Origin of the sequence: Stenotrophomonas sp. SrG, assembly GCF_050031795.1 — a bacterium.
In the GTDB taxonomy this organism is placed as follows: Bacteria; Pseudomonadota; Gammaproteobacteria; order Xanthomonadales; family Xanthomonadaceae; genus Stenotrophomonas; species Stenotrophomonas rhizophila_A.
In genome coordinates this window covers 61295-86743 of sequence record NZ_JBNBBE010000010.1, presented here as the reverse complement: position 1 = coordinate 86743, position 25449 = coordinate 61295, and the positions used below count along the sequence as shown (strand labels likewise).

Here is a 25449-nt window from a genome sequence, read left to right as displayed (position 1 = left end):
TGGTAGCGCCCGACCGTTGGTCGGGCGACGCGTTCAGCGCGCGCCGAACCACAGCAGCAGGCTGATCAGGCCGGCCAGCAGCAGCGCGCTGCCGAGCAACCAAGGCCAGCGGCTTACCCGCGTCGGCTTGGCCTGGGCTTCCACCGGCGATGGCAGGTCGAGCAGCTCGTCCTCCTCATCGCTGACCACCCGCTTGCGGCCGTCGTGCGGCACTTCCAGCACGAACCGGTGCTGCGCATCGAAGACCAGCTGGTCACCGGGCTGCAGCCAGCAGTGCCTGACGCTGACGCCGTTGACCCGGGTCGATTCGCCCGCCCCCAGATCCCGCAACAGCAGGCGGTCGCCGTGGCGTTCCAGGCGCGCGTGCTGTTCGGCGAACGCGGGATCGTCGATCACGATGTCGGATTCGGCGCCGCGCCCGATCACCCGCGGGCGGTCGAGGGTGAAGCTGCGCCCGTGGTGCTGGCCACCCACCCCGCGCAGCAGGCGCTGGTCCTCCCCACTCTCATCGCTGCGCGACGGGGCGTGGTTGAGGGCCTCGCATTCGCCCTGGATCAGCATTTCCACGCCGTCGGCGTAGACCGCGTCGCCGGGCCGCAGCAGCGCCATGCGCCGCACCGGGCGACCATTGACGTGGATGCCGCGCATGCCGGCGGCTACCTGCAGCCACAGGCCGCGGTCATCCAGGCAGAACTGGGCCAGCAACAGCGTGCCGGCCGCGTCGCCGCCCAGGCGGACGCTGCCCGAGGCATGGCGCACGATGCGCTGTACCCCGGGCCGCAACGGCTGGTCGGGGTGTTGGCGATGAGTGAAGTGAACAAGCAGGTTCTGCACGCGGCGCAGCCTAGCAGGTTGGATGTCAGGGAAGATAGAGAAGTGTGACGCACTGCTTGGAGTTCTGTCTGCGGATGCGCACAATGCACGCCCGTTTCCCGCTATCGCCCGTCAGGAGTCCGCATGTCCCGCATCGATATCCGCCACGACCACACGCTGTCCACCGAAGCGGCCCGCGACGCGATCGAGGCGATGGCGGCCAAGCTCACCGACAAGTTTTCCCTCAAGACCCAGTGGGACGGCGATGCGCTCACGTTCAACGGCTCCGGCGTGAATGGCCAGATCGAGCTGCTGGCTCACCAGGTGCGCGTGGTCGCCGACCTGGGCTTCCCGGTGTCGATGATGAAGGGCATGGTCGAAGGCGAAATCCAACGCGTCCTGCAGGAAAAGCTGGCCTGAACCGCTGGCGTGGCGGCGGGCACGCCATCACGCCACGCAATCGAAGCGCTGGGTAGGATCAGCGGGTGGCCACTCACAGGATCGCCCCATGAATACTCACGACGACTACGATGACCGCACCGGCGAAAAGCCCTCGCTGCAGGACCAGGCCGAGCGCTTCTCGCGCAGGCTGACCGGTTCGGCGCAGCAGATCTGGCTGGCCGGGCTCGGCGTGTTCGCACGCGCCCAGGCCGAAGGCAGCCGCGTTTTCGACGACCTGGTGAGGGAAGGCGAGTCGGTGGACGCGCGCAACCGCGAGCAGGCCGGCGACACCCCGCGCTGGCGCGACAACGTCGAGGAACACCTGGGCGAGGCGCGCGAAAAGGCCGCCGGCACCTGGGACAAGGTCGAGAAGGCCTTCGACGACCGGGTCCAAGGCGTGCTCAAGCGCCTGCATATCCCCACGGCAGAAGACGTGGCGGCGCTGAATGTGCGGATCGATGCCCTGACCGCCCGGCTCAACCGCGCCGAGGCCCGCAACGCCTCCCCCAACGCAGACCCACGGCCCGGCACCCACCAGTCGCCCGGTTCGGACCCCTGAGCGCGGACCACACTGTTCCGTACGGCGATTGTTGCAAAGCAGCACCACTTTGTTGACAATCGAAATCGACCCGCCAATTGCTTCTGCGCCGTTTGTTCCCTCCCCTCACGGCTAAGGATTGGCGGGTTTTCTGTGTGCGCGATCTCAAAACGACATCCCGCAGACGGGGGCGGGCGCATATAAACTGTCGTCTGCACCTCCGTGTTCATCTCTAGGTCCCATGTTCTCCTGGATTCTGGCTCTCCTGCTGGCCCTCGTTGTCTGGTCCCTCGCCGCTGCCTACTTCTGGCTGGTGAAACGCCGCCGCAAGGAGACCCGGCTGGGGCTCAACGCCTTGGCCGGCATGCACTGGCGGGACTTCTCCGAAATCGTCCGGCGCGCCCTGCACGAGCAGCGCGGCCTTCAGGACGTGACCGGCGAGGCCGACGACAGCCGTGAGCCCAGCAGCGACTTCCTGATGCAGGACGCCCAGCACCAGCGCTACCTGGTGTCGTGCAAGCATGGCCGCGCCTACCGGATCGGCCGGGCGGCGGTGAACGAGCTGGGCGCCGCGGCGCGCCTGGCCGGTGCCCGCGGCGGCATCCTCATCACCGAAGGCATGGTCGAGCGCGATGGACGTTCCACCGCCGACAAGCAGAACGTGGAAGTGCTGGATGGAGCGCTGCTGTGGCCGATGCTGCAGCCTTACCTGCCCGGTGACGTGGAAACCCGGGTCAAGCACGCGGCACGCCGCGAAGCGGTGCGGCGCATCTCGATCGCCGGGCTGGGCTCGCTGACGCTGGGCCTGCTGGTCGGCATGGGATACCTGACGTCCCGCCTGGACCAGGCAGCCCAGGCGCCCGCGCCGGCGTCGGCCCCCGTGCAGGCAGCGACCCCGCCGGCGCCCACCCCACCCGCCCCTGCACCTGCTGCACCTGCTGCACCTGCTGCGCCGGCCAACCCGGCCCAGACGGCCGCCGCGCCGAACCAGATCCTCGGCACCGTGGCCGACCCGGATGCGGCCACGCTGGCGGTGTACCAGCGCGAACTGGCAACACTGCTGGCCCAGCAGGAGGGCGTGCTCAGCGCGTTCTGGCAGACCCGGCAGACGCTGGCAGTCAACCGCTCGGCCGAGATCGACGAGGTCTGGCCCCGTATCTGCACCCAGGTGAAGCGCTACCCGGCACTGCGCACGGTGCGCATCCAGCTCAATCCCCGCATCAACACCGACGAGCCGGTGCGCTGGCGCCAGTGCGCCACGTCGTAAGGATCAGCGCGCGCCGGGCGCGAACCGCGCCACGAGGTCCCAGGCGTCGCCCAGGAACATCTGCCGCACGCAGGTGATGGGCTGGTCGCCGCGCCAGGTGAGGCGGTCGATCACCAGGCACGCGGTGCCCAGCGGCACTTCAAGCAGGGCCGCGGCCGCGGCATCGGCGCCCCACGCACTGATCCGGTGCTGGGCGCGGGTCCACGACACGTTCTGCAGCAGCCAGCTGCCCGGCGCGGTGGTGTTGAAATCCACGTCCAGCACTTCAGGCACGCCGACCGGGCTGATCAGCCGGTGTTCGAGCGCGAACGGCCTGCCGTCGGCACGGTGCAGGCAGCGGATGGCCAGCAGTTTCTCGCCAGCGGACAACGCCATCTCTTCATCCACCTGCGTGTCCGGCGCGCGGTAGGCGCGGTCCAGCAGCTGGTAGCCGTACACATGGCCGCGCGCACCGACCGCCATGGCGATGTCGGGAATCTCCAGCGCCACCTGTTCCAGGTGCGGCGGCTGGCGCGCCACGAACGAGCCGGCGCGACGCCGGCGCTCGATCATGCCGCTCTCGGCCAGCGCGGTGAGCACCTTGTTGACGGTCATCCGCGAGCAGCCGTACTGCTCCATCAACTCGTGCTCGTACGGAATGCGGAATCCCGGCGCCCACTCCCCGCTCAGGATGCGGCTCTCGAGGTCGGCACGGATGCGCTGGTTGAGGGTTTCGGCTTTCTTGCCGGTCACGCGGGAATCCTGGTAGGGGGTGGCGGCCACGTTCAGTGCGCGGCAAGCACGCCGCGAAGGGCGTGGGCAAAGCGCGCCGCTACGGCGTCGCGCTGCAGGTGGCGGCCATGCCGTACCAGCTCGCGCCCCCCGCGCCAGACCGATCGGACGGCGCCATTACGGGCGGCGAACACCCAGCTGTCAAGCCAGGCATCGCCGTCGCGCGCGGTCAGCGCCGGGTGCTGCGGATCCAGTTCCACCACGTCGGCCGGCGCACCGGGCTGCAGGCCAGTGGTGACGCCCAATGCCTGCGCTGCGCCCTGCAGCGACTGTTTAAACAGCCAGCGTCCGCTGGAAACGCCTTCCTGCGGCGCGAGCACGTTGCGCCCACGCAGCTGCAGGCGCTGCCCGTATTCGAGCAGGCGCAGCTCTTCGGCCGCGTCGATCAGCACGTTGGAATCCGAGCCTACCCCGAACCGGCCGCCGCCACGCGCGAAGGCCTGCATCGGGAACAGCCCATCGCCCAGGTTGGCCTCGGTGATCGGGCACAGCCCGACCACGGCACGGCTGTCCAGCATGCGCCGCACTTCGTCGGTATCGACGTGGGTGGCATGCACCAGGCACCAGCGTTCATCGACGGCGGCATGTTCGTACAGCCAGCGCACCGGGCGCAGCCCGCTCCAGGCCACGCAGGCATCGACCTCGCGGGTCTGTTCGGCGATATGGATGTGCACCGGGCCGCGGTTGAGCGGCAGCAGCGCCGCCAGCTCCTCGCCGGTCACCGCTCGCAGGCTGTGCGGCGCGATGCCCAGCACCGCATCGTCCTGCCCGCGCAGCGCATGGCGGCAGCCGTCGAGCAGCGCAGCGAACCCGTCCACGTCATGCAGCAGCCGGCGCTGGGCCGGGTTCGGCGCTGCGCCACCGAAATCGGCGTGCGCGTAGAACACCGGCAGCAGGGTCAGGCCGATGCCACTGCCCTGCGCTGCCGCGGCGATGCGCGCGGCCATCTCGGCGCGGTCGGCATACGGCGTGCCGTCCGGGGCATGGTGCAGGTAGTGGAACTCGCCCACGCGGGTGAAGCCGGATTCGAGCATCTCCACGTAGGCCTGTTCGGCAATGGCCTGCACCGCATCGGGCTGCAGGTGGGCCAGGAACCGGTACATCAGTTCGCGCCAGCTCCAGAAGCTGTCGCCGCTGCGCCCGCCGATTTCAGTCAACCCGGCCATGCCGCGCTGGAAGGCGTGGCTGTGCAGGTTGCCCAGCCCGGGCAGCGCGATGGCCAGCGCCGTGTCGCCAGGCTGCGCGGGCACGCCCGGGGTGACCGACTGCAGGGTGCCGCCGGCGCAGACGATGCGCACATCGCGCGCCCACCCCTGCGGCAGCAGGGCATGGTCGGCGTGGAAAGCGAGGACGGAAGCGGGGTTGGCTGGCATCACTGGACATCCCGGAAGTGGCGCCTATATTGTATAGACATATAAGCCGCCGTGGTTGCTGCCATGCACTGTGACACCCTCTGGACCAACGCCCACCTGATCACCGTCGACGGCCCCGGCCTGGGCGTGATCCGCGACGGGGTGATCGCCGCCCACGACGGCCGCATCGTGCACGTCGGCCCGGCCGGTTCCGAAGCGCACCTGCAGCCGGCCCGGCGCGTGGACTGCGGCGGGCGCTGGATCAGCCCGGGGCTGGTCGACTGCCACACCCACCTGGTGTACGCCGGCAACCGCGCCAATGAATTCGAACAGCGCCTGCAGGGGGTGAGCTATGCCGACATCGCCCGTGCCGGCGGCGGCATCGTCTCCACCGTGCGCGCCACCCGTGCCGCCAGCGAAGCGGAGCTGCTGGCGGCCAGCCTGCCGCGGCTGGACGCGATGCTGGCCGAAGGCCTCACCACGGTGGAAATCAAATCCGGCTACGGCCTCTCGCTTGACGATGAAACCAAGCAGCTGCGCGTGGCCCGCGAGCTGTCGCGGCAGCGCGCGGTTGAGGTGGTGCCCACCTTCCTGGGTGCACACGCGGTGCCGCCGGGGCGGCAGGCGCAGGAGTACATCGATGAGGTGTGCAACGTGATGATTCCGGCGGTGGCCGCGCAGGACCTGGCCGAAGCGGTCGATGTGTTCTGCGAGAGCATCGCCTTCAGCACCGCGCAGGCCGAGCAGGTGTTCGTGGCCGCGCAGGCGCACGGCCTGGCGGTGAAGATCCACGCCGAACAGCTCAGCAACCAGCACGGCGCTGCGTTGGCCGCGCGGCATGGCGCGCTGTCGGCCGACCACATCGAACACCTCGATGAAGACGGCATTGCCGCGATGCGTGCCGCCGGCACCGTGGCGGTGCTGCTGCCGGGCGCGTTCTATTTCACCCGCGACACCACCCTGCCCCCGATCAACGCGCTGCGCGCGGCCGGCGTACCGCTGGCACTGGCCACCGACAGCAACCCCGGCACCTCGCCGCTGACCAGCCCGCTGCTGGCCATGAACATGGCCGCGACACTGTTCCGCATGACCGTGGACGAGTGCATTGCCGGCTTCACCCGTGAAGCGGCGCGTGCGCTGGGCCGGCAGGCGCGGATCGGCCGCCTCGCGATTGGGCTGGACTGCAACCTGGCCGTGTGGGACATCGAGGTGCCTGCCGACCTTGTCTACCGCATCGGCTTCAACCCCCTGCACGCGCGCGTGATGCGCGGCGTATCCGTCTGAACATAGAGATGCCTGGAGATTCCATGAGTACGACCCTGACCCTGCAGCCCGGCGCGGTGACGCTGGCGCACTGGCGCGCGATCTTCGACGGTGCCCGCGTGCGCCTGGACCCCGCGTCGGCCGAGGCGGTGCGCCGCAGCGCGCAGACCGTGGCCGACATCGTGGCCAAGGGCGAGCCGGTGTACGGCATCAACACCGGCTTCGGCAAGCTGGCCAGCGTACGCATCGAACGCGACGACCTGGAAACCCTGCAGCGCAATATCGTGCTGTCGCACGCCGCCGGCGTCGGTGAGCCGATGCCCGCGCCGGTGGTGCGCCTGATGATGGCGCTGAAGCTGACCAGCCTGGCCCAGGGCGCCTCGGGCATCCGCCCGGAAACGCTCGCCTTGCTGGAAGCCTTCCTGCAGCACGACCTGGTGCCGGTGATTCCGTGCCAGGGCTCGGTGGGCGCCTCGGGCGATCTGGCGCCGTTGTCGCACCTGGCCAGCGTAATGATCGGCGTAGGCGAGGCCTTCGTCGGCGGCGAGCGCCTGCCGGCCGCCGATGCGTTGGCCCGCTTCGGCCTGGCGCCGCTGGTCCTGGGCGCCAAGGAAGGCCTGGCCCTGCTCAACGGCACCCAGTACTCCACCGCTTATGCGCTGGCCGGGCTGTTCGAGATCACCACCGTGTTCCAGGCCGCGCTGGTCACTGGTGCGCTGTCGGTGGAAGCGGCCAAGGGCTCGGACACCCCGTTCGATCCGCGCATCCACCAGATCCGCGGCCAGCGTGGCCAGATCGCCACCGCTGCGGCACTGCGCAGGTTGATGCAGGGCTCGGCGATCCGTGAATCGCATCGCGACAACGACGTGCGCGTGCAGGACCCGTACTGCCTTCGCTGCCAGCCGCAGGTGATGGGCGCGGCGTTTGATGTGATGCGCCAGGCCGCCACCACGCTGTCGATCGAGGCCAATGGCGTGTCCGACAACCCGCTGGTGTTCACCGATACCAACGAAGCGCTGTCCGGCGGCAACTTCCACGCCGAACCGGTGGCGTTCGCCGCCGACATGCTGGCGATGGCGGTGTGCGAGATCGGTTCGATCAGTGAACGCCGCACCGCGATGCTGGTCGACCCGGCGCTGTCGGGCCTGCCCGCGTTCCTCACCCCGAAGCCGGGCCTGAACTCCGGTTTCATGATTCCGCAGGTGACCGCCGCCGCGCTGGTTTCGGAAAACAAGCAGCGCGCCTACCCGGCCAGCGTGGATTCGATTCCCACCTCGGCCAACCAGGAAGACCACGTCTCGATGGCCGCGCATGGCGCACGCCGCCTGCTGCAGATGGCCGAAAACGCGGCCAACGTGGTAGGTATCGAGCTGCTGGCCGCCGCGCAGGGGTGCGACTTCCACGGTGGCCTGCGCTCCAGCGATGCGCTGGAAGCAGTGCGCCAGCGCCTGCGTGCGCAGGTGCCGACCCTGCAGGACGACCGTTACTTCCACCCGGACATGCTGGCCGCCACCGCGCTGGTGCGCAGCGGCGCGCTGGCCGAAGGGCTGGCCGACATCCTGCCGCAGGTGGAGCCGCTGGCATGACCCCGCATCCGGAGTGGTTGCAGGTGCATGAAGGTGATGCGCCGCTGATCGTCAGCTTCCCGCACACCGGCACCGAGCTGCCCGATGCACTGGCCGGCGATTTCGTGTCGCCGTGGCTGGCCCGCCGCGATGCCGACTGGTGGGTGCATGAGCTGTATGACTTCGCCCAGCGCCTCGGGGCGACCACGGTGCGTTCGGCGGTCTCGCGTTCAGTGATCGACCTCAACCGCGACCCCAGCGGCGTGTCGCTGTATCCCGGGCAGAACACCACCGGGCTGTGCCCGCTGACCACCTTCGACAACCAGCCGCTGTACCGCCCGGGCCGGGAGCCGGATGCCGACGCGATTGCCCAGCGCCGCGATACGTATTTTGCGCCCTATCACGCGGCGCTGGCCGCGCAGATCGCGCGCCTGCGCCAGCGCCACGGCACCGTGGTGGTATACGACGCGCATTCGATCCGCTCGCACATCCCGCACCTGTTCGACGGCGAACTGCCGCAGTTCAACCTGGGCACTGCCGGTCCCTCCGGCGCGCCGGACACGTCCTGCGACAACGCGCTCAGCGACGTAGTCGAAAACCTGTGCCGGATCAGCGGCCTGCCGCATGTGCGCAACGGCCGCTTCAAGGGCGGCTGGATCACACGCCACTACAGCGACATCGCCGGCGGCGTGCACAGCCTGCAGATGGAGCTGGCCTGCCGCGGCTACATGCACGAACCCGAACAGGTGGACGTGCACAGCTGGCCCACCCCGCTCGACCCCGACCACGCGGCGCCGCTGCGCCACACGCTGCAGCAGGTGCTTACCGCCTGCCTTGAATTCGCGAACTCCCGGAGTGCTGCATGAGCCGTCACGATTCCACCCGCACCATCATCGCCCCCAACGGCAGCACGCTCACCGCCAAGAGCTGGCTCACCGAAGCGCCGCTGCGCATGCTGATGAACAACCTGCACCCGGACGTGGCCGAGCGCCCGCAGGAACTGGTGGTGTACGGCGGCATCGGCCGCGCCGCGCGCGACTGGGAAAGCTACGACGCCATCATCGAGACCCTCACCCGCCTGGAAGACGACCAGACCCTGCTGGTGCAGTCGGGCAAGCCGGTAGGCGTGTTCCGCACCCATGCCGATGCACCGCGCGTGTTGATCGCCAATTCCAACCTGGTGCCGCGCTGGGCCAACTGGGACCACTTCAACGAGCTGGATAAGAAGGGCCTGGCCATGTACGGCCAGATGACCGCCGGCAGCTGGATCTACATCGGTGCGCAGGGCATCGTGCAGGGCACCTACGAAACCTTCGTGGAAATGGGCCGCCAGCACTACAACGGCAGCCTGGCCGGCAAGTGGCTGTTCACCGGCGGCCTGGGCGGCATGGGCGGCGCGCAGCCGCTGGCTGCGGTGATGGCCGGCGCCTCGTGCCTGGCAGTGGAGTGCCGCAAAAGCAGCATCGAGATGCGCCTGCGCACCGGCTACCTGGATACCTGGACCGACAACCTGGACGAAGCGCTGCGCCTGATCGAGGAATCCTGCACGGCCCGGAAGCCGCTGTCGGTGGGCCTGCTCGGCAACGTCGCCGACGTGCTGGACGAACTGCTGGTGCGCGGGGTCAAGCCGGACCTGCTGACCGACCAGACCTCCGCGCATGACCCGGTCAACGGCTACCTGCCGCAGGACTGGACGGTGGAGCAATGGGACGAACAGCGCGTGAGCGCGCCGAAGGTGGTCGAGAAAGCCGCGCGCGCATCGATGGCCAACCACATCCAGGCCATGCTCGCCTTCCATGCGCTGGGCGTGCCGACCGTGGATTACGGCAACAACCTGCGCCAGATGGCGTTGGAAGAAGGCGTGGAAAACGCCTTCGATTTCCCCGGCTTCGTGCCCGCCTACATCCGCCCGCTGTTCTGCCGCGGCATCGGCCCGTTCCGCTGGGCCGCCCTGAGCGGCGACCCGGAGGACATCGCCAAAACGGATGCGAAGGTGAAGGAACTGATTCCGGACAACCCGCACCTGCACCGCTGGCTGGACATGGCCGCCGAGAAGATCAAGTTCCAGGGCCTGCCCGCGCGCATCTGCTGGGTCGGCTTGGGGGATCGTGATCGCCTCGGGCTGGCGTTCAACGAAATGGTCGCCAATGGCGAGCTGAAGGCACCGGTGGTGATCGGCCGCGACCACCTGGACAGCGGCAGCGTGGCCTCGCCGAACCGCGAAACCGAAGCGATGGCCGACGGCTCGGACGCGGTCTCGGACTGGCCGCTGCTCAACGCCCTGCTCAACACCGCCAGCGGCGCGACCTGGGTGTCACTGCACCATGGCGGCGGCGTGGGCATGGGCTTCTCGCAGCACGCCGGCATGGTGATCGTCTGCGACGGCACCGAAGCCGCCGCCAAGCGCATCGCGCGCGTGCTCTGGAACGACCCGGCCACCGGCGTGATGCGGCATGCCGATGCGGGCTATGAGATCGCGATTGAATGCGCGAGGGAGAAGGGGTTGGATCTGCCTGGGATTCTTTGAACGCATGCCGCCCAGCTTGAGGTCAGCATGGCCGTGCCGGGAGCCCGGGAAACTTGTTTCTCACCCAGGCCGCACGCTCCGCACCTTGGTAGGGTCGCATCCCGATCGACTGCCGATAGCCACACCGCGCCCCGTGGCGGCATTGCAATGATCGGGATCGCCTCTCCCGAAGCAGCGTGGTTGCAGGCGTCCATGCGTTAAAGGGATCGCCTGCCGTGCGTGCAGTCGTTTGGGAACCGACCCTACCCCCCCGTTCCTTCGGTGGGTGACGGCGGCGGCGCAACCTGTTAACTTTCGCGACCTCGCGACGGTTTACAGGTGTCGTGCCTGGCCGCCGCTGCCCATTTCGTACCGATTCCAGACGCATGCCCCCTCTCCTGTCGCTGCACCGCCCCATCCCGTCCACGCTGACCCTGGCCCTTTCCAGCGTACTGATTGCCACCGCCTCCGCCGCCCCGGCCGACAAGCCGACGACGCTTGAATCGGTCAACGTCACCGCCGCCGACACCACCGAACAGGCGCGTGCCGCGCTCAAGCGCGTGCCCGGTGCCGGCAATGTGATCGACCTGGCCCGCACCGATGGCCGCCTGGCCGGCACCGCCGATGTGCTGGCCTACCAGCCCGGCATCAGCGCGCAGTCGCCCGGCAACGAAGGGGCCAAGGTCTCCATTCGGGGCTCGGGCATCAACCGCGGCCCCGGCGCGCATGCCTCCGGCATCTCGGTCTCGCTCGATGGCCTGCCCCTCACCGGCCCGGGTGGCACCCCCTACGAACTGCTGGAACCGTTGTGGCTCAGCCGCGCCGAGGTGCTGCGCGGGGCCAACGGGTTTGAAACCGGCGCGCTGGCGTTGGGGGGTGCAATCAACTACGTCAGCCGCAGCGGCCGTGACGCCACCGGCGTGGAACTGCAGTACGAAGCGGGCAGCCGTGGCTACCAGAAGCGCAGCGTGGGCTACGGCGGCGTGGCGGGCGACGTGGACTACTTCCTGGCCTACACCGATACCGAATACGACGGTTACCAGCAGCACGCCGCCGGCGACGGCAAGGGTGCGATGGCGAACGTGGGCTGGCAGATCACCCCGCAGCTGGAAACGCGCTTCTTCGTGCGCTACCGCGAAACCAACCACCAGACGCCCGGGCGCCTCACCCGCGCGCAGATCCGCAACGATCCCCGCGCGGCCAACCCGGCCAACCTGGCCATTGATGCGCAGCGCCCGCAGCCAGGCAGCACGTGGCTGGGCAACATGACCACGCTGCAGATCGATGACGATTCCTCGCTGCAGGCCGTGCTGGTCTACCACCACTACCCGATGGATCTCAACGAGAGCCTGTACCGGCAGCAGCTGGATTACACCAATCTCAACGCAACGCTGGATTACCGGCGGCAACACCTGCTGTTCGGGCGCGACAGCGTGACCACGCTCGGCCTGCGCGTCACCCACGACCTGGATGCGGACGTGCGCGAAACCCTGCGCTACCCCAGCAACGGCTACCCCGCCGGCACCCACACCCGCGATTTCTCCCACCACGGTACCAACAGCACGCTGCATGTGGGCAACGACCTGGCGCTGAGCGACACGCTGCGCCTGCAGACCGGCCTTGCGCTGATCAACACCCGCCACGATGTGCAGGTCACCTGGCCGAGCACGCCGGAACGGCTGTCGGGCAGCGACTGGGACTACGCGCCGCGACTGGGCTTCACCTGGCAGCAGACGCCCGCCACACAGTGGTTCGGCAACCTGAGCCGCTCGGTGGAGCCGGCGCACCCGTGGTCGATGATCTGGGGCTCCAACCTGTATTTCGCCCCCGGCAACGGCGCGTCCAGCGGACGCCAGCGCGCACCGGTGGCGCTGGACAACCAGACCGCCACCACGCTGGAGCTCGGCGCGCGCGGCGACAGCGTACTCGGCCGCTGGGAACTGACCGGCTACTACGCGCGCGTGCTGCATGAACTGCTGAGTGTGGAAGTCGTTCCGGTGCCGAACCTGTTCGTGGCCGAGAACAACGCCAGCCCGACCGTGCACCGTGGCATCGAGGCCGGGCTGGACAGCACCCTGTGGCAGGACGCCGACGGTCGCCTCTCGCTGCGCCAGGCGTATACCTTCAGCGACTTCCGCTACCGCCACGATGCCCGCTTCGGCAGCAACCGCCTGCCGGGCCTGCCGCGCCACTACTACCAGGGCGAACTGCGCTTCGATCATCCGACCGGGTTCTACGCCGCGGTCAACACCGAGTACGCCTCGGCGATGTTCGTGGACTACGCCAACAGCTTCCGCGCCGACAGCCACCTGATCTTCGGCACGCGGGTGGGCTTCGATGCACCCAACGGCCGCTGGCAGGCCTGGGCGGAACTGCGCAACATCGGCGACCGCCATTACGCCGCGACGGTGACTCCCGGCTATGACGACGCCGGCCGCGACGTGGCGCGCTCGACCCCCGGCGATGGTCGCGGTGTTTACGCGGGCGTGCGTTGGCGATTCGAATGAGGGTGCCCGGGTGCCAGTAGAAATACTGGCGCCCGGCGCATCTATTGCCGTAGCCGCACGCGTCGGTGCGGCAGACACTGGAACCTCCCTGGCCGCCCTGCGGAGTTCCCGTGAACCAGTCCATTCCCCTGCTTGCCTGTGCCCTGCTGCTCGGATTGGGCGCAGCCGCCACCTGCCAGGCGCAGACGCCAAGCGACACCGCCGAACAGCGTTTCACCGCTTTGGACAAGAACGGCGACGGCCAGGTCAGCGAGGACGAATACGATGGCGCGGCCCTGTTTCGCCTGCTCGATGTCGACCACAACTACCGGGTGTCGGTCGAGGACATCCAGTCCGTGCTCGGCCCGGACCGCGACGGCCAGCTCAGCGCGGCTGACCGCATCCGCGTGGCCGACCTCAACGACAACGGCGAGCTGACCGAAGACGAAGTCAGCCGCGTGACCGACATGCGTTTCCAGTCGCTGGACGCCAACCACGACAATAACCTGACCCTGACCGAACTGCGGGCTGGGTTCTGGCGGCCCTGAGCGGCCGGATAGTCGCGCGCCCTTCCCCCATGTGGAATGAATTCAGCCACACCTTCCTGGTTATCTTCACCAGCCTGCTGCCGGTTATCAATCCGCCGGGAGCGGCACTGATGGTGCTGGGCCTGCTGCCCGATGCCACGCCCGCCCAGCGCGGCCGGGTCGCTCGCGCGGTGGCCTTCAACAGCCTCGTGATGCTCGCTGTGTCGGTCAGCGTCGGGGCGTGGGTGTTGTCCTTCTTCGGCATCTCCATTCCGGTATTGCGTCTGGCCGGCGGGCTGGTGATTGCCGCCACCGGCTGGCGCCTGCTGCAGGCACCGGCGCAGGCGGAACGCAGCTCGGTGGCCGGCGCCGCCGAAGCGGAGGCGCGCCACGACCTGGATGCCACGGTGGAGTCGCAGACCTTCTATCCGTTCACCCTGCCGCTGACCGTAGGTCCCGGTGCGATCGCGATTGCGACGGCCGTAGGCACCACCTCGCCCAAAGACGGGCCGGAATCGGTGCATGTCGTCGCGGCAGGCTGCGCGCTGCTGGCGTTGAGCGTGCTGATCTACCTGTGCATGCGCTACGCCGGGCGGCTGCAATCCTTGCTGGGGCCTACGGGCATGCAGGTCATGCTGCGCCTGTTGGCGTTCGTGATCCTGTGCATCGGTGTCGAGATCGGCTGGATGGGACTGTCCGAGCTGCTGGGGCTGCCAGTGGCGCACTGAGCGGCTGGGCTAGACCCAGGTCAGGTCGCCCCGCGGTGCCGGAGCGGCTTTACCACCTGGTGCAGGCCCAGTCACGATGCCGCCGTTGAACTCAGACCAGCGAACCCAGCATGAAGTAAGGCAGGTACATCGCAAACAGCACGCCCACCGAGCCCAGCAGGCCTGCGCCAAGGCCCAGCAGCCCGGCCAGGATGCGGCCGGCGATGGGCGGGCCCAGATACCAGCACGCCCCCACCAGCGCCGGCGCCAGCCAGGCCAGCAGATAACCCTGGCTGTAAACGCGGCTGATCCACGGCAGTGCCTGGCCGGCGCTGCCGAACATCTCCACGAACTGCGGCAGCAGCAGTGCCCCGAACAGGGTCACCACGAACGCCATGGCCACACTTGCGGCCAACCCCACCCACGGCAGGATGCCGGCACTGCGCTGCAGGAGCGGATGGGCTAGGTTCACCCCTGGCTGGCCCCTTCCACGGAATTGATCACTGCCTCGATCCGGTGACCATCCGGGTCAATGACGAATGCTGCGTAGTAGCCATCGCCGTAATCCGGCCGCAAGCCCGCCGTACCATTATCTCGACCGCCGGCCTGGAGGGCGGCGAGATGGAAGGCATCGACCGCCTCACGCGACAATGCCGCGAAGGCCAGGTGGAAGCCGGCCCCCGGTGCGCTGGCATCGTCACGAAGCTTCAAGCAAAAAAGATCCTGGTCGTCGATCAATCCGTAACCGATCGCCGTGTCGTCCTCGAACACACGGCGGTAGCCCAACGCATTCAACACCGCGTCGTAGAACCTGCCTGCAACAACCAGGTCGCGAACGCCGAGCGAAATGTGGTGCAGCATGTCAGTTCGGACCATACGACGGTGGCAGCGTGGCGGTGCCCCACTGCGTGTTCTTCGCCTTGCCCAGTTCAAACTCCAGCGTGCCGCCCTTCTGCACCACGCTGGCCGGCAGCCAGCTGGCCTCGCTGGGCTTGCCGTCCACGCGCAGCGACTGCACGTACGGTGCGTCCATCGCCGCGCCATTGGCCGTGATGGTCAACGTGGCGCCGGGGCGCTGGATGACCGCTTCGCGGAACAGCGGGCTGCCGATCACCAGGTCTGCACGGCCCGGGTACAGCGGGTACAGGCCCAGCGCCGACCACACGTACCACGACGACATCTGGCCCAGGTCATCGTTGCCGGGCATGCCTTCAGGCGCATTGGTCCAGATCTGGCGCATGGCTTGGCGCACGGTTTCCTGTGTTTTCCACGGCTGGCCGACGAAGTTGTACAGCCACGGTGCCGCCACCGAGGGTTCGTTGTCCAGCTCGGCATGCAACGGGCCGGACTTGGTCACCGCCCACGCGCCATCTTCCTTGCGGAAGAACGCATCCAGGCGCTGGATGGCCGCGTCGCGGCCGCCAAGCGTGGCGATCAGCCCCGCCGGGTCGAACGGCACCATCCACAGGTACTGCGCACCGCTGCCTTCGACGAACTCCTCATCCGAGGCCGGGTCGAACGCCGGCCAGCTGCCATCGGCATTGCGCGGCTGGATGTAGCCGGCCTGCGCCGTCGCCTTCGGGTTGTACAGGTTGCGCCACCAGCCGGAGCGCTGGCGGAACAGCGCCGCGCCCTGTTTGTCGCCTGCGGCGTTGGCAAGTTCGGCAAGGCCGAAATCAGCGGCCGCCATTTCCAGCGTGTCCGAGGCGGTGCCCCAGCCCGGCGCGCCCACCGGCATGTACTTCAACGCCATCCACTGGTCCAGGCCCGGGCGCTGGCCGACGCACAGCACCGGGCAGCCGCGCCGGCTGAGGTCGCGTTCGGTCGGCACCGTGGCCGCCTGCTTGAGCGAGGCGTAGGCGCGTTTCAGATCGAAGTTGCGGCCACCGAACGCGTGGATCGCAGCGACCGACGGCGGCGACGGATCGCCGTTCATCACACCGGTGGCACCGGTCAGGTGCGTCCAGCGGTCCCACACGCCGCCGTTCTGGTCGGCCTGGTTGAGCAGGGACTGTGCGATGTCCGAACCGACCTGCGGCTGCAGCAGCGTGACCAACTGCAGCTGCGAGCGGTACACGTCCCAGCCCGAGTAGTTGGCGTACTGCGCACGCTGGCCTTTCGACAGCGCATGCACCTTGCCGTCCATGCCGCGGTAGCGGCCATCACCGTCACTGAACAGGTTGGGCGCCAGCAGCGTGTGGTACAGCGCGGTGTAGAACACGGTGCGTTCGTCGGGTGTTCCGCCGGCCACGCGCACCTGGCCCAGGGTCTTGTTCCACTCGGCGCGGGTCGCGGCCTGGGTCGCTTCCACGGTGGTGCCCACCGGGCTTTCGCGGCGCAGGTTGGCGCGTGCACCGGCCTCGTCCACGTAGGAAATGCCGATGCGTGCGGTCACCTTCGGGCTGCGCTTGGGATCGAACTGGATCCAGCCGCCGGCACCCTTCCCCACTGGCGGGTGGCCCTGGGTACCGTAGCTGGTGCCGCCACCGCCTTCGCGCGCGCCGGCCTGCACGGTCTCGTCGCGCCAGGTGCCGCCGACCTCGAAGGGCTGGTCGAACTCGGCCACGAAATGCAGGGTGTAATAACTTTCGCGGCGATCCTCGGCGAGGTAACCGCAGAAGTTGCCGGCGGTGACCGTGCCGCGTACGGTGCGCGTGGCCGGATCGATCACGATGCTCGAGTCGGTGCTGCCCACTTCACTGTCGGAGGTGCGGAACAGCAGGTTGGCCGGCTTGTCGGCCGGGAACTGGAACTGCCCCACCGCCGTGCGCGCAGTGGCGCCCAGGTCCACCACCACGCCGTTGTCGAGCGTGAGCCGGTACGCACCGGGACTGGCCGACTCGCGCTTGTGGTCCAGCACGCTGGCGTAGCGCAGCCCGGCCTCGGCCGACGACGGCGACAGTTCCACCTTGGTGGTGACCGGCATGATCGGAACGTCGCCGCTGGCCCCGGTGCAGCCGGTACCGGACACATGGGTCAGGCTGAAGCCGCGCACGCCGTTGCCGCGCCACTCGTAGCCACCGGGCGCCGCAATGGCGAAGCGCTTGCCCGGCAGCGGGGTCATCTCGGGGCTGAAGGCCACCATGCCGAACGGCACCGACGGACCCGGATACACATTGCCGGCGTTGGTGGTGCCGATGAAGGGATTGACCTCGGCGGCGAGGTCGGCGGCTTGCAGGGCGCAGGGCGCGGCGGTCAGGACAAGCGAAACGGCAACCAGCATCGAACGGTGCACGACGAACTCCCAAAGCGGAAAGGACGGACCATCAACGTAGCGCCACGGCCTGCGTGGCTGGATCGATTGTATCGATCTAAACCCCGCCCGCAATCTGACCAAAGGCACCCCTGTCGCGGGGCGTCAGAACCCGTCGAGGGTGCGCAGCAACGAACCGAAGGTGAGATAGAACGAGTCGTGCCCGCCCTGGGCGCGGCCGTAGCCGAGGAACACCGGCCCAAGGAACGTATCGGCCCCGACGAACACGCTGCCGGCACTCTGCATGCCGTCGATGTTCACTTCATCACGCGTGCGCCAGAACCCGCCCCATTCCAGGCTGCCCCCGACGTACAGCGGAATGGTCAGCAACGAGTCGGCATGGGCCACGCGGCGGTAGTACACCATGCGCGCCAGCGCGGTCTGCGGGGCGAAGATCGCCTCTTCCGGGTACCCCGACAGGTTGCCCAGGCCGCCCAGGAAGCCGTAGGTGGCCAGCAGGTCGTCGCCACCGTGGGCGGATGAAATGCGCAGTCCACCCAGCCAGCGACTTTCGCCCCGCGCCCAGGCGCCATCCCACTGCAGGCGAGTAACGGCGGCGGGATCATCCGTGCCCAGCGCGTCCAGGTAGTGCTGGCGGGTCAGCGACAGGCGCTGGCCGCGGCTGGGGAAGGCCGAACTGTCGATGGAATCGTGGCGCAGCTGCCAGCCGATGCTGCCCATGTCGGCGCGGTAGTTGCCCAGCTCGCTGGGATTGCCCACATCCAGCCGGGTGCGCTCCTGCCCGCGCTCGAGGAAACTGGCCAGTTCCCAGTCCGGATGCGGCGACCAGGCCCAGCGCAGGCCACCCAGCCATTGGCTGTAGCGGTACTGCGCCAGCGAACCACGCTGCAGCAGCGCCAGGTCCAGGTCGGTGGCGCGGTAGCGTGCATAGGTCGAGAGCGCGTGCCGGCCGCTGCTGCCAAACGGGTGGTAGTACTCGGCGAAGGCTTCTTCCACCTCGCCCAGCCCGATGCGCAGTTTCAGTTCGGCGCCCTGGTCGGTCAGGCCGGTGCGGGTGAACTCGCTGATCAGCTGGTAATTGCTGCTGCCATCGAAGTCATCGGACAGGCGCAACGCGAAATGCAGGAAATCCGGGCCCCAGCGTTTGTCCTGCGGGGCGATGACCAGACCGAACTGGTCATCGTGCTGGTCCAGCCGCCATTGCACCTGCTCGTAGCGGCCCTCGCCGTAGGTCAATGCAACCTGGCGTTCGATCCGTTCCGGTTGCAGCGGCTGGCCCAGCTGCGGCTGCAGGCGCTGTTCGATGAAGCGCGGGGTCTGCGTGTCCTCGCGCAGCACGTCGATGAACGCGACGATCGGCGTTTCATAGGCCGGCGGCCGGTGCTGCTGCTGGAAGATCGCGTACTGCGCCGGATCCACCTGGTAGCGCCGGATGCCCGCCACCTCGGCTTGTGCGGCCTGCTCGCCCACGGCTACCGCCGCCGGCGAGTGGTTGAAGTCCTGGCTGCCCATGTCGCCCAGCGGCGGCGTGATCAGCAGATCCTGCGTACCCAGCGTGGCCAGCTGCGCATCGACCACCCGCTTCATCAGCACGCCGGCCATCTGGTGGCTGATCGCCAACGGCGAATCCAGGCGTTCTTCGGTCATCAACGGCGTGCCCACCCGCACCACGATCAGGCGCTGCGCGCCGAGCCGGCGCGCTTCGTCGATCGGCAGGTTGTCGACCACGCCGCCATCGACCAGCAGGTGGTCCTGGTAACGCACCGGTGCGAACACGCCGGGGACCGACATGCTGGCGCGGATCGCCAGCGCCATGTCGCCCTGGCCGAACACCACCTTGTCGCCGGTGACGATATCGGTGGCCACCGCCCGGAACGGGATGGGCAGCTGGTCGAAGTCACGCACCTGCCAGGTCGGCAGCAGCAGCCGGCGCAACAGCATTTCCAGTTTCTGGCCTTGGATCAGGCCGCGCGGGAATGCGATCTTGCCGTTGCTCAGGCCGACTTCGACCCCGCCGAGCAGGCGCAGGTCGTCTTCCTTGCGGCGCATGCTGCGTTCGTTGCGCGGTGGTTTGTCGCGCAGTACGTCGGCCCAGTCGATGCGGTCGAGCACGGTTTCGATTTCATCGGCCGAGTATCCGGAGGCATACAGCCCGCCGACCACCGCGCCCATCGAGGTGCCGACGATGCAGTCCACCGGCACCCGCTCGCGCTCCAGCACCTTGAGCACGCCGATATGCGCTGCGCCACGCGCGCCGCCACCGCCGAGCACTAGGCAGGTGCGCGGGCGGTCGTGGTGCGTGCCGGCGTGCGTATCCGTCGCTGCCTGCCGCGCCCCGGCTGCCAGCGGCAGCAGGAGCGCAGCAACGAATGCCCACCGACGGAGCAGGCGCACCTTCCTGTGCGACGGACGGGGGTCATCCTGCATGTCAGCTCCTGGCGTCGTATTCTGGCCGATGCCCGCACTGTGCCTGTGCCACCCGCGCTCGTCCAGATCGACGGGCAGCACGCAGGGCGTGGCGCTACTTGGCGTTTTTGACGTAGGTGTCGAACCAGTTGAGCATTTCCGAGACCAGCTGCTCGTTGGACTCCAGCGCCGTGTACCAGTGCGGTTCATTGGGAAGCATCACCAGCCGGGTGATGCCGCCGTTGCCGCGGATCGCCTGGTACAGCTTGCGCGACTGGAACGGTTCGGTACCCGGGTTGGCGTCGTCCTCGCCGTGGACCAGCAGCAGCGGCAGCTTGATCTTGTCGGCATAGAAGAACGGCGAGGCCTTCAGGTACACGTCCTGCGCCTGCCACACCGAACGCCGTTCGTTCTGGAAACCGAACGGGGTGAAGGTCTTGTTGTACGACCCGCTGGTGGCCACGCCGGCCTTGAACAGGTTGGTGTGCGCGATCAGGTTGGCGGTCATCAGCCCGCCATGGCTGTGCCCGGTGACGCCGATCCGGTTACGGTCCACCACCCCCAGCTCCACTGCCTTGTCGACCGCAGCCTTGGCATCGGCTTCGAGCTGCTCCAGGTAGGTGTCGTAGGCATTCTTCGGATCACCGACGATCGGGAACGCGGCGTTGTCGATGATCGCGTAGCCGGCCAGCAGCATCAGCCGGTACGGCGCCAGGCGGGTGAAGGTCTGCTGCGAACCGGAGACCTGCCCGGCCTGCGCCGCATTGGCGAAGTCGGCCGGGTACGCGTACAGAATGGCCGGCACGCGCTGGCCTTCCTGGTAGCCCGGCGGGGTGTACAGGGTGAACGACAGGTCCACCCCGTCGGCGCGCTTGTAGGTGACCAGGCGCTTCTTGATCTGGCGCACTTCCGGGGTCGGGTCGCTGAGCGTGGTCAGCGCGGTGGCGGTGGAGGTGTACTGCGCCTCGCCGTCTTCTGCGCTGGCAGCGCGTTCGCCCTGCTGGCGCACGAACGCATTCGGCGGGTCCATCACCGACTGGTGCCAGGTCAGGTAGCGGCCCGGGGTGGCGGTCAGCCCCAGCACCTGCTCATAGGCGTCGGCGCCACTGCGGAACAGGCGTTCGGTCTTGAGCGTGCCCAGGTCCAACCGGTCCAGGAACGGACGGTCGCCCTGCGGCGAACTGCCCTGCCCGCGCAGGAACACGAAGCTGCCGTCCTGGCGCACCACCGGCGCGCCGTTGGGCAGGCGCTTGAACACCAGGTTGCCCGGGTCGGCGTAGAGCTCGTCGCTGGACAGGTCCCAGAGCAGCCGGCCTTCCTGCCTGGGCTGGTCGACATCGACGATGCGGGTCTGCCGCCAATGACGGTTCTCATCGTTTTCGAACAGGAACGACACCGCCGGGTCCGCGCTCCAGGCAATGCCTTCGAAGCGCTGCGCGGTCCGCGCGATTTCCTGCGGTTTGGCGGAGAACGGCGCCTTCAGCGCCAGCACGCGGTCGCGGTGCGGCACGGTCACTTTCCAGTCGCCATTGTCCAGCGCTTCGGCATAGACCAGCGTGGCCGGATCGGTGGAGCGCCAGTCGAAATCGCGCGGGCCTTCGGGCACGCCGTGCACCGGCACGCGGTCGGCCAGCGGCAGGCTGGCGATGGGTGTGCTGCGGCCCGTGCCCAGGTCGAGCACGGCAACGTCATTGGCGAAACGCTGGTAGGTCACCGCGTGCGAGAACGGCGCCTTGAGGGTTTCGGTGAGCACATGCACGCCATCGGGGGCGGCATTGACCTCGTTGTACAGCGCCGGCGCGCCGATGGCGCGCACGCTGCCGGCGCTGGCGTCCACCACGGCCAGCTGCGAGGCACCGTAGTAGGCGAACAGGGCTTCGTCATGCGCGCTGGTCAGGGTGTCGCGGGCTTCGTAGGTGCTGCTCTCGCCACTGCTGCCCAGCGATTCCTGTACGTCCGGGCCACCGGGGCCGTTGCCGCTGCTCGGGGCCGGGCCCTGGTTGGCCGGCACGGTCTTGACCAGCAGCTGCTGGCCACCGCCCAGCCACTGCACGGTGTAACCGAAAATGGGATTGAGCTGCACGCCCGGGATCTGCTTGACCTGGCCGGTCTGTGCATCACCTACCCAAAGCTGCACCGATGTGTCTACTGCGTTCTGGAACGCGAAGTGGCTGCCATCGGCCGACCACTGCGCCACGCCGGCACAGCCCTGCGGCAACGCGACCTTGGTGGTGCGGGCGGTGCCGACATCCACCAGCGAGAAATCGGCGACACACGCCGGAATGCCGTAGCCGCCCTGGGTATCGTGGCGGCTGCGGTTCTTCGGTTCCAGCCGCACGCCGGCCAGCTTGAGATACGGCTGGGCAACGCGCTCGATCGACGGATAGGTCTGCAGGGTGGTCAGCAGCAGCCGCTGCCCGCTCGGGTCCAGGCTGGGCTGCGGCGGTGGCGGCGCCTTGAGTACCTTGAGCAGCTGCTCCGGCGGTTTGGCGTAATCGGCGAAGGCCGGTGCGGCAAGGCTGAGCGCGGCCACGGCAACGGCGGTGGCAAGGCAGGTACGACGGATGAGCATCCAGATCCCCTTGAAGGTGTGGGTCCCGGCGGCGCACATGTCGCCGGCATGCCGTGGAATCTAGCACCGGGTCATCGCGCCGGAATGGGCCGAAAGCACTAGGTACATTGCCGGCCTTGCACTTCGGATGCCGTCAATCAGGCGCCCTGGTAGACGTCGTGTACAAGCGAAATGCCCAACGCCGCCATTCGGCCGAGCAACCGGGGCGGCAGCTCGATGGCGAAGTTCCGGTTGCTGTGCGAACTGAACCAGATGCGGATGGTGCCCTGTTCCGCAATCTCCAACAGGAACTCAGCGTGTGGCTCAAGCCAGCCCAGCTGTTCCTCCAGTGCGTCCTCGAAGCCCTCTTCGGTGGACTCCCGCCAACCCTCGTAGAAGGGGTTGCAGGTCCAGTACGATTCCGGCCGCCTCCCCTGCAGCAACGTCCCCTTCGGCGTGCGGCGCAGCTCCCCTGCCTTCCAGGACCTGTCTGCAGGTTTGCCAAGTATCCGGCTGATGTGCTCAGGATCGATGGAGGGGTGGGTGATCCGGAGGCTCAGAACGTAGGTATACCTCTGCATGACAGTCTCCTTCAGTGCGGCCCGAATTCCAGCGAGCGCGCGCTCGTGGAGCCAAGCACCGCCGCCAGGAGGTGGCGACGGCAGGAATTGGCGCGCGCCAGGCCTTGGTTGTCGTGCATGACGGCGCTCCTGGCTGGGTTGCGGGGCTGGGCACGGCCCGGGTCTACGGGGGCGTCGCCCTTGCGGGCTGCCGCGTGCCGGGCGCCTGGATCAATGCGCTGGCGTGCGCTCGCCGCGGTCGATGATCGCGCCTTCGATACTGTCCTTGGGTGCGCCGATGCGCTCCATGAAGTCGCGCAGCATCACCTCGCGGCAGTGCTCGACGGATTGCCCGTCGCGCTCGGCGAACATCCGCGCGGCATGCTCGAACAGGTCCGAGAGCAACTCGCCGAAATCGGCGGCGCCGCCACTGAGATCGGAATTGAGGGTCACGTGGAGCTCTTCGTGGGCGGCCCACAGGCGCATGATCTCGAAGGCCTCTGGATCGCTCAGGACGCCATCAGGGATGCGCAGTTCGTCGGTGTACATCAGGTGTCGTCCTTGCACGCGGGAAGGGGCGGCGCCACGGTAAGATGGCGCTGCTCATTCCGTCAATGGATGCCCCCTTGCGTACCGTCCACGCGCTCCGTTACATCACACCGCTCCGCGAGGGCGGCTCGCTGCCCGCCGTGGTCGAGACCGACGACGACGGCATGGTCGTGCTGAAGTTCCGGGGCGCCGGCCAGGGGCCGAAGGCGCTGATCGCCGAGCTGATCGCCGGCGAGCTGGCACGCACGTTGGGCCTGCCGATTCCGGAAATCGTGTTCGTCGAGCTTGACCGCGAGTTCGCGCGCACCGAGCCGGACCCGGAGATCCAGGACCTGATCCGCGCCAGCGAAGGGTTGAACCTGGGCAGCGATTACCTGCCCGGCGCGATCAACTACGACGTGGCGGCGATGCCGGTGGATGCCGACCTCGCCTCGCGGATCGTGTGGTTCGACGCCTTCACCAGCAATGTCGACCGCACCGCACGCAATCCGAACCTGATGGTGTGGCACCGCAAGCTGTACCTGATCGACCACGGTGCAGCGATGTACTTCCACCACGATTGGGCCACGGCGGGCGATGCCTGCGTGAAGCCGTTCATGCTGATCCGCGACCATGTGCTGCTGTCGTTCGCCACGAACATCGCCGAGGTGGACGCGGAGCTGACGGCGCGACTGCCGGATGCGGAGATTGAACGCATCGTCGCGCTGGTGCCGGACAGCTGGCTGGTGGACGAACCCGCGTTCGACAGCCCGGCGGCCTACCGCCAGGCGTACGTCGATTATCTGAAGTGCCGGCTGCAGGCACGTGCCGCTTTTGTAGAGGAGGCCGTCCGTGCCCACGCTGCACACGTATGACTATGCGGTGATCCGCGTGGTACCGCGGGTGGAACGCGAAGAGTTCATCAACGTCGGGGTGATCGTGTCCTGCCCGGGGGCGAAGCACCTTCAGGCGGCGATTGAGATTGACCCGGTAAGGATGCAGGCTTTTGCGCCGTCGCTCGACCTGGAGGCGCTGCAGCCCTGGCTGGATGCGATCGTGGCGATCTGCCGGGGGGATGCTACTGCGGGCCCCATCGCGCAGCTGCCGGCGCGCGCGCGGTTCCATTTCCTCACCGCCAAGCGCAGTTCGGTGGTGCAGATGTCGAGCACGCACGTGGGGCGGACAGCGGATCCGCAGGGCGTGGTGGAGCATCTGATGCGCAGGATGGTGCGGGTGGTGTGATGGTTGCATCATGGGTTGGGAGCCGACTGTCAGTCGGCTGCTTTTGCCCCTGCGGTAGAGCCGACTGTTAGTCGGCTGCTTTTGCCCTTGCGGTAGAGCCGACTGTTAGTCGGCTGCTTTTGCTTTTGGAGGTTGATTTTCTGGTCGGGTGTTTTTTTTGTTTCGCGAAGAGCAGCCGACTAACAGTCGGCTCTACCGTCGGCTCTACCGTCGGCTCTACCGTCGGCTTTGCTCCTTCCCTCTACAGCTCCCATCTGCACCATGCGTGTGGATAGTCGCCTATCCGTTCCGCAAGCTTTGCACGCACTGGATTGGCAAGAATGTACATCGCCTGTTCGCGCAGTGACTCGTCGCTCCGGATCGCATGGTCGTAGTAGCCCGGCTGCCAGACGGCGCCGCTACGCTTCCGACATCGATTCATCAGGTAGCTGCTGCGCGCCTTGAAGCGCTGCACGCAATAGCCCAGGGTGCGGGTCCGCAACTGCGCCAGCCAGTGGATGTGGTCAGGCATGATGACCCACGCCAGTGAGGCGGTGAAGCCTTCTTCGTCCATCGCGCGAAGGGTTCGGCTGACGATCTGAACACAGCGCTCGTCGTCGAAGCTGCGTTGCCGATGCTGGCAGACCATGGTGAGCGCGTAGACGTTGCCGATGTGGGACCAGCGGCCATAGTGGAGTTTTGGGCTGCTCATGCGCTCAGAATGCCTTGCGCT

At 68.0% G+C, this 25449-nt stretch carries 23 protein-coding genes; 12 read left to right on the top strand and 11 right to left on the bottom strand.

Annotated features, from left to right (window positions below):
• Positions 1-33: 33 nt before the first annotated feature.
• On the bottom strand, positions 34-834 hold the full coding sequence (locus tag ACQG3P_RS11250; protein ID WP_184126994.1) for an FHA domain-containing protein: 801 nt from the start codon (positions 832-834) through the stop codon (positions 34-36).
• 123 nt (positions 835-957) lie between these two features.
• Between ACQG3P_RS11250 and ACQG3P_RS11245 the strand changes: the two genes are divergently transcribed.
• The 3 genes from ACQG3P_RS11245 (at position 958) to ACQG3P_RS11235 (ending at position 3059) form a co-directional block, all read left to right on the top strand.
• Entirely contained in the window at positions 958-1233 is a 276-nt protein-coding gene (locus ACQG3P_RS11245; RefSeq protein WP_068852792.1) for a polyhydroxyalkanoic acid system family protein, read from the top strand.
• 88 nt (positions 1234-1321) lie between these two features.
• Positions 1322-1813 carry a phasin family protein gene (locus ACQG3P_RS11240; protein ID WP_068852795.1) on the top strand — a complete coding sequence of 164 codons (492 nt, stop codon included), beginning with the start codon at positions 1322-1324 and terminating at the stop codon, positions 1811-1813.
• A gap of 220 nt (positions 1814-2033) precedes the next feature.
• Positions 2034-3059: a restriction endonuclease gene (locus ACQG3P_RS11235; RefSeq protein WP_307106774.1), complete on the top strand. Its 1026-nt coding sequence runs from the start codon at positions 2034-2036 to the stop codon at positions 3057-3059.
• 3 nt (positions 3060-3062) lie between these two features.
• On the opposite strand, the gene hutC is transcribed toward ACQG3P_RS11235, so the two are convergent.
• Both hutC and ACQG3P_RS11225 read right to left on the bottom strand, forming a co-directional pair.
• Positions 3063-3791 carry a histidine utilization repressor gene (hutC, locus tag ACQG3P_RS11230; protein WP_210130557.1) on the bottom strand — a complete coding sequence of 243 codons (729 nt, stop codon included), beginning with the start codon at positions 3789-3791 and terminating at the stop codon, positions 3063-3065.
• A gap of 32 nt (positions 3792-3823) precedes the next feature.
• Complete coding sequence (locus ACQG3P_RS11225; protein ID WP_426805082.1) at positions 3824-5203, bottom strand: formimidoylglutamate deiminase; 1380 nt, start codon at positions 5201-5203, stop codon at positions 3824-3826.
• 63 nt (positions 5204-5266) lie between these two features.
• Between ACQG3P_RS11225 and hutI the strand changes: the two genes are divergently transcribed.
• From hutI to ACQG3P_RS11190, 7 genes are all read left to right on the top strand, one after another.
• Positions 5267-6466, top strand: coding sequence for an imidazolonepropionase (hutI, locus tag ACQG3P_RS11220; protein ID WP_426805081.1), 1200 nt, complete (start codon positions 5267-5269; stop codon positions 6464-6466).
• Positions 6467-6489: 23 nt separating this feature from the next.
• Positions 6490-8031, top strand: coding sequence for a histidine ammonia-lyase (gene hutH / locus ACQG3P_RS11215; RefSeq protein WP_068852807.1), 1542 nt, complete (start codon positions 6490-6492; stop codon positions 8029-8031).
• Positions 8028-8876, top strand: a complete 849-nt coding sequence (gene hutG, locus ACQG3P_RS11210) for an N-formylglutamate deformylase (RefSeq protein ID WP_426805080.1) — start codon at positions 8028-8030, stop codon at positions 8874-8876. Before hutH ends, hutG begins: the two co-directional genes overlap by 4 nt.
• On the top strand, positions 8873-10537 hold the full coding sequence (gene hutU, locus ACQG3P_RS11205) for a urocanate hydratase (RefSeq protein ID WP_426805079.1): 1665 nt from the start codon (positions 8873-8875) through the stop codon (positions 10535-10537). Before hutG ends, hutU begins: the two co-directional genes overlap by 4 nt.
• A 365-nt stretch (positions 10538-10902) precedes the next feature.
• Positions 10903-13023 (top strand): TonB-dependent receptor family protein, encoded by a 2121-nt coding sequence (locus ACQG3P_RS11200; protein WP_426805078.1) that lies wholly within the window; start codon positions 10903-10905, stop codon positions 13021-13023.
• A gap of 110 nt (positions 13024-13133) precedes the next feature.
• Positions 13134-13550 (top strand): EF-hand domain-containing protein, encoded by a 417-nt coding sequence (locus ACQG3P_RS11195; protein WP_217537542.1) that lies wholly within the window; start codon positions 13134-13136, stop codon positions 13548-13550.
• A 29-nt stretch (positions 13551-13579) separates the two neighbouring features.
• Positions 13580-14257 carry a MarC family protein gene (locus ACQG3P_RS11190; RefSeq protein WP_426805077.1) on the top strand — a complete coding sequence of 226 codons (678 nt, stop codon included), beginning with the start codon at positions 13580-13582 and terminating at the stop codon, positions 14255-14257.
• Between the two features lie 91 nt (positions 14258-14348).
• On the opposite strand, the gene ACQG3P_RS11185 is transcribed toward ACQG3P_RS11190, so the two are convergent.
• The 7 genes from ACQG3P_RS11185 to ACQG3P_RS11155 all read right to left on the bottom strand — a co-directional run bounded on the left by ACQG3P_RS11185 (position 14349) and on the right by ACQG3P_RS11155 (position 23516).
• The gene (locus ACQG3P_RS11185) at positions 14349-14708 is read right to left on the bottom strand and encodes a hypothetical protein (protein ID WP_426805076.1); all 360 of its coding nucleotides are present in this window, start codon (positions 14706-14708) and stop codon (positions 14349-14351) included.
• Positions 14705-15097, bottom strand: a complete 393-nt coding sequence (locus ACQG3P_RS11180) for a VOC family protein (RefSeq protein ID WP_426805075.1) — start codon at positions 15095-15097, stop codon at positions 14705-14707. Before ACQG3P_RS11180 ends, ACQG3P_RS11185 begins: the two co-directional genes overlap by 4 nt.
• 1 nt (position 15098) lies before the next feature.
• Complete coding sequence (locus ACQG3P_RS11175) at positions 15099-17459, bottom strand: GH92 family glycosyl hydrolase (RefSeq protein ID WP_426805074.1); 2361 nt, start codon at positions 17457-17459, stop codon at positions 15099-15101.
• Positions 17460-17594: 135 nt separating this feature from the next.
• Positions 17595-19877, bottom strand: coding sequence for a patatin-like phospholipase family protein (locus ACQG3P_RS11170; protein ID WP_426805073.1), 2283 nt, complete (start codon positions 19875-19877; stop codon positions 17595-17597).
• Between the two features lie 94 nt (positions 19878-19971).
• Entirely contained in the window at positions 19972-22428 is a 2457-nt protein-coding gene (locus ACQG3P_RS11165) for a prolyl oligopeptidase family serine peptidase (protein ID WP_426805072.1), read from the bottom strand.
• Between the two features lie 137 nt (positions 22429-22565).
• Entirely contained in the window at positions 22566-22988 is a 423-nt protein-coding gene (locus ACQG3P_RS11160; protein ID WP_426805071.1) for a DUF4279 domain-containing protein, read from the bottom strand.
• 210 nt (positions 22989-23198) lie between these two features.
• The gene (locus ACQG3P_RS11155; protein WP_083214175.1) at positions 23199-23516 is read right to left on the bottom strand and encodes a DUF5076 domain-containing protein; all 318 of its coding nucleotides are present in this window, start codon (positions 23514-23516) and stop codon (positions 23199-23201) included.
• Between the two features lie 77 nt (positions 23517-23593).
• Here ACQG3P_RS11155 and ACQG3P_RS11150 point away from each other — a divergent pair, with 77 nt between their 5' ends.
• Both ACQG3P_RS11150 and ACQG3P_RS11145 read left to right on the top strand, forming a co-directional pair.
• Positions 23594-24370: a HipA family kinase gene (locus ACQG3P_RS11150; RefSeq protein ID WP_426805070.1), complete on the top strand. Its 777-nt coding sequence runs from the start codon at positions 23594-23596 to the stop codon at positions 24368-24370.
• Positions 24348-24737 (top strand): DUF3037 domain-containing protein, encoded by a 390-nt coding sequence (locus ACQG3P_RS11145; protein WP_095362726.1) that lies wholly within the window; start codon positions 24348-24350, stop codon positions 24735-24737. Before ACQG3P_RS11150 ends, ACQG3P_RS11145 begins: the two co-directional genes overlap by 23 nt.
• A gap of 241 nt (positions 24738-24978) precedes the next feature.
• On the opposite strand, the gene ACQG3P_RS11140 is transcribed toward ACQG3P_RS11145, so the two are convergent.
• The gene (locus tag ACQG3P_RS11140) at positions 24979-25428 is read right to left on the bottom strand and encodes an REP-associated tyrosine transposase (protein ID WP_426805069.1); all 450 of its coding nucleotides are present in this window, start codon (positions 25426-25428) and stop codon (positions 24979-24981) included.
• Positions 25429-25449 lie beyond the last annotated feature (21 nt).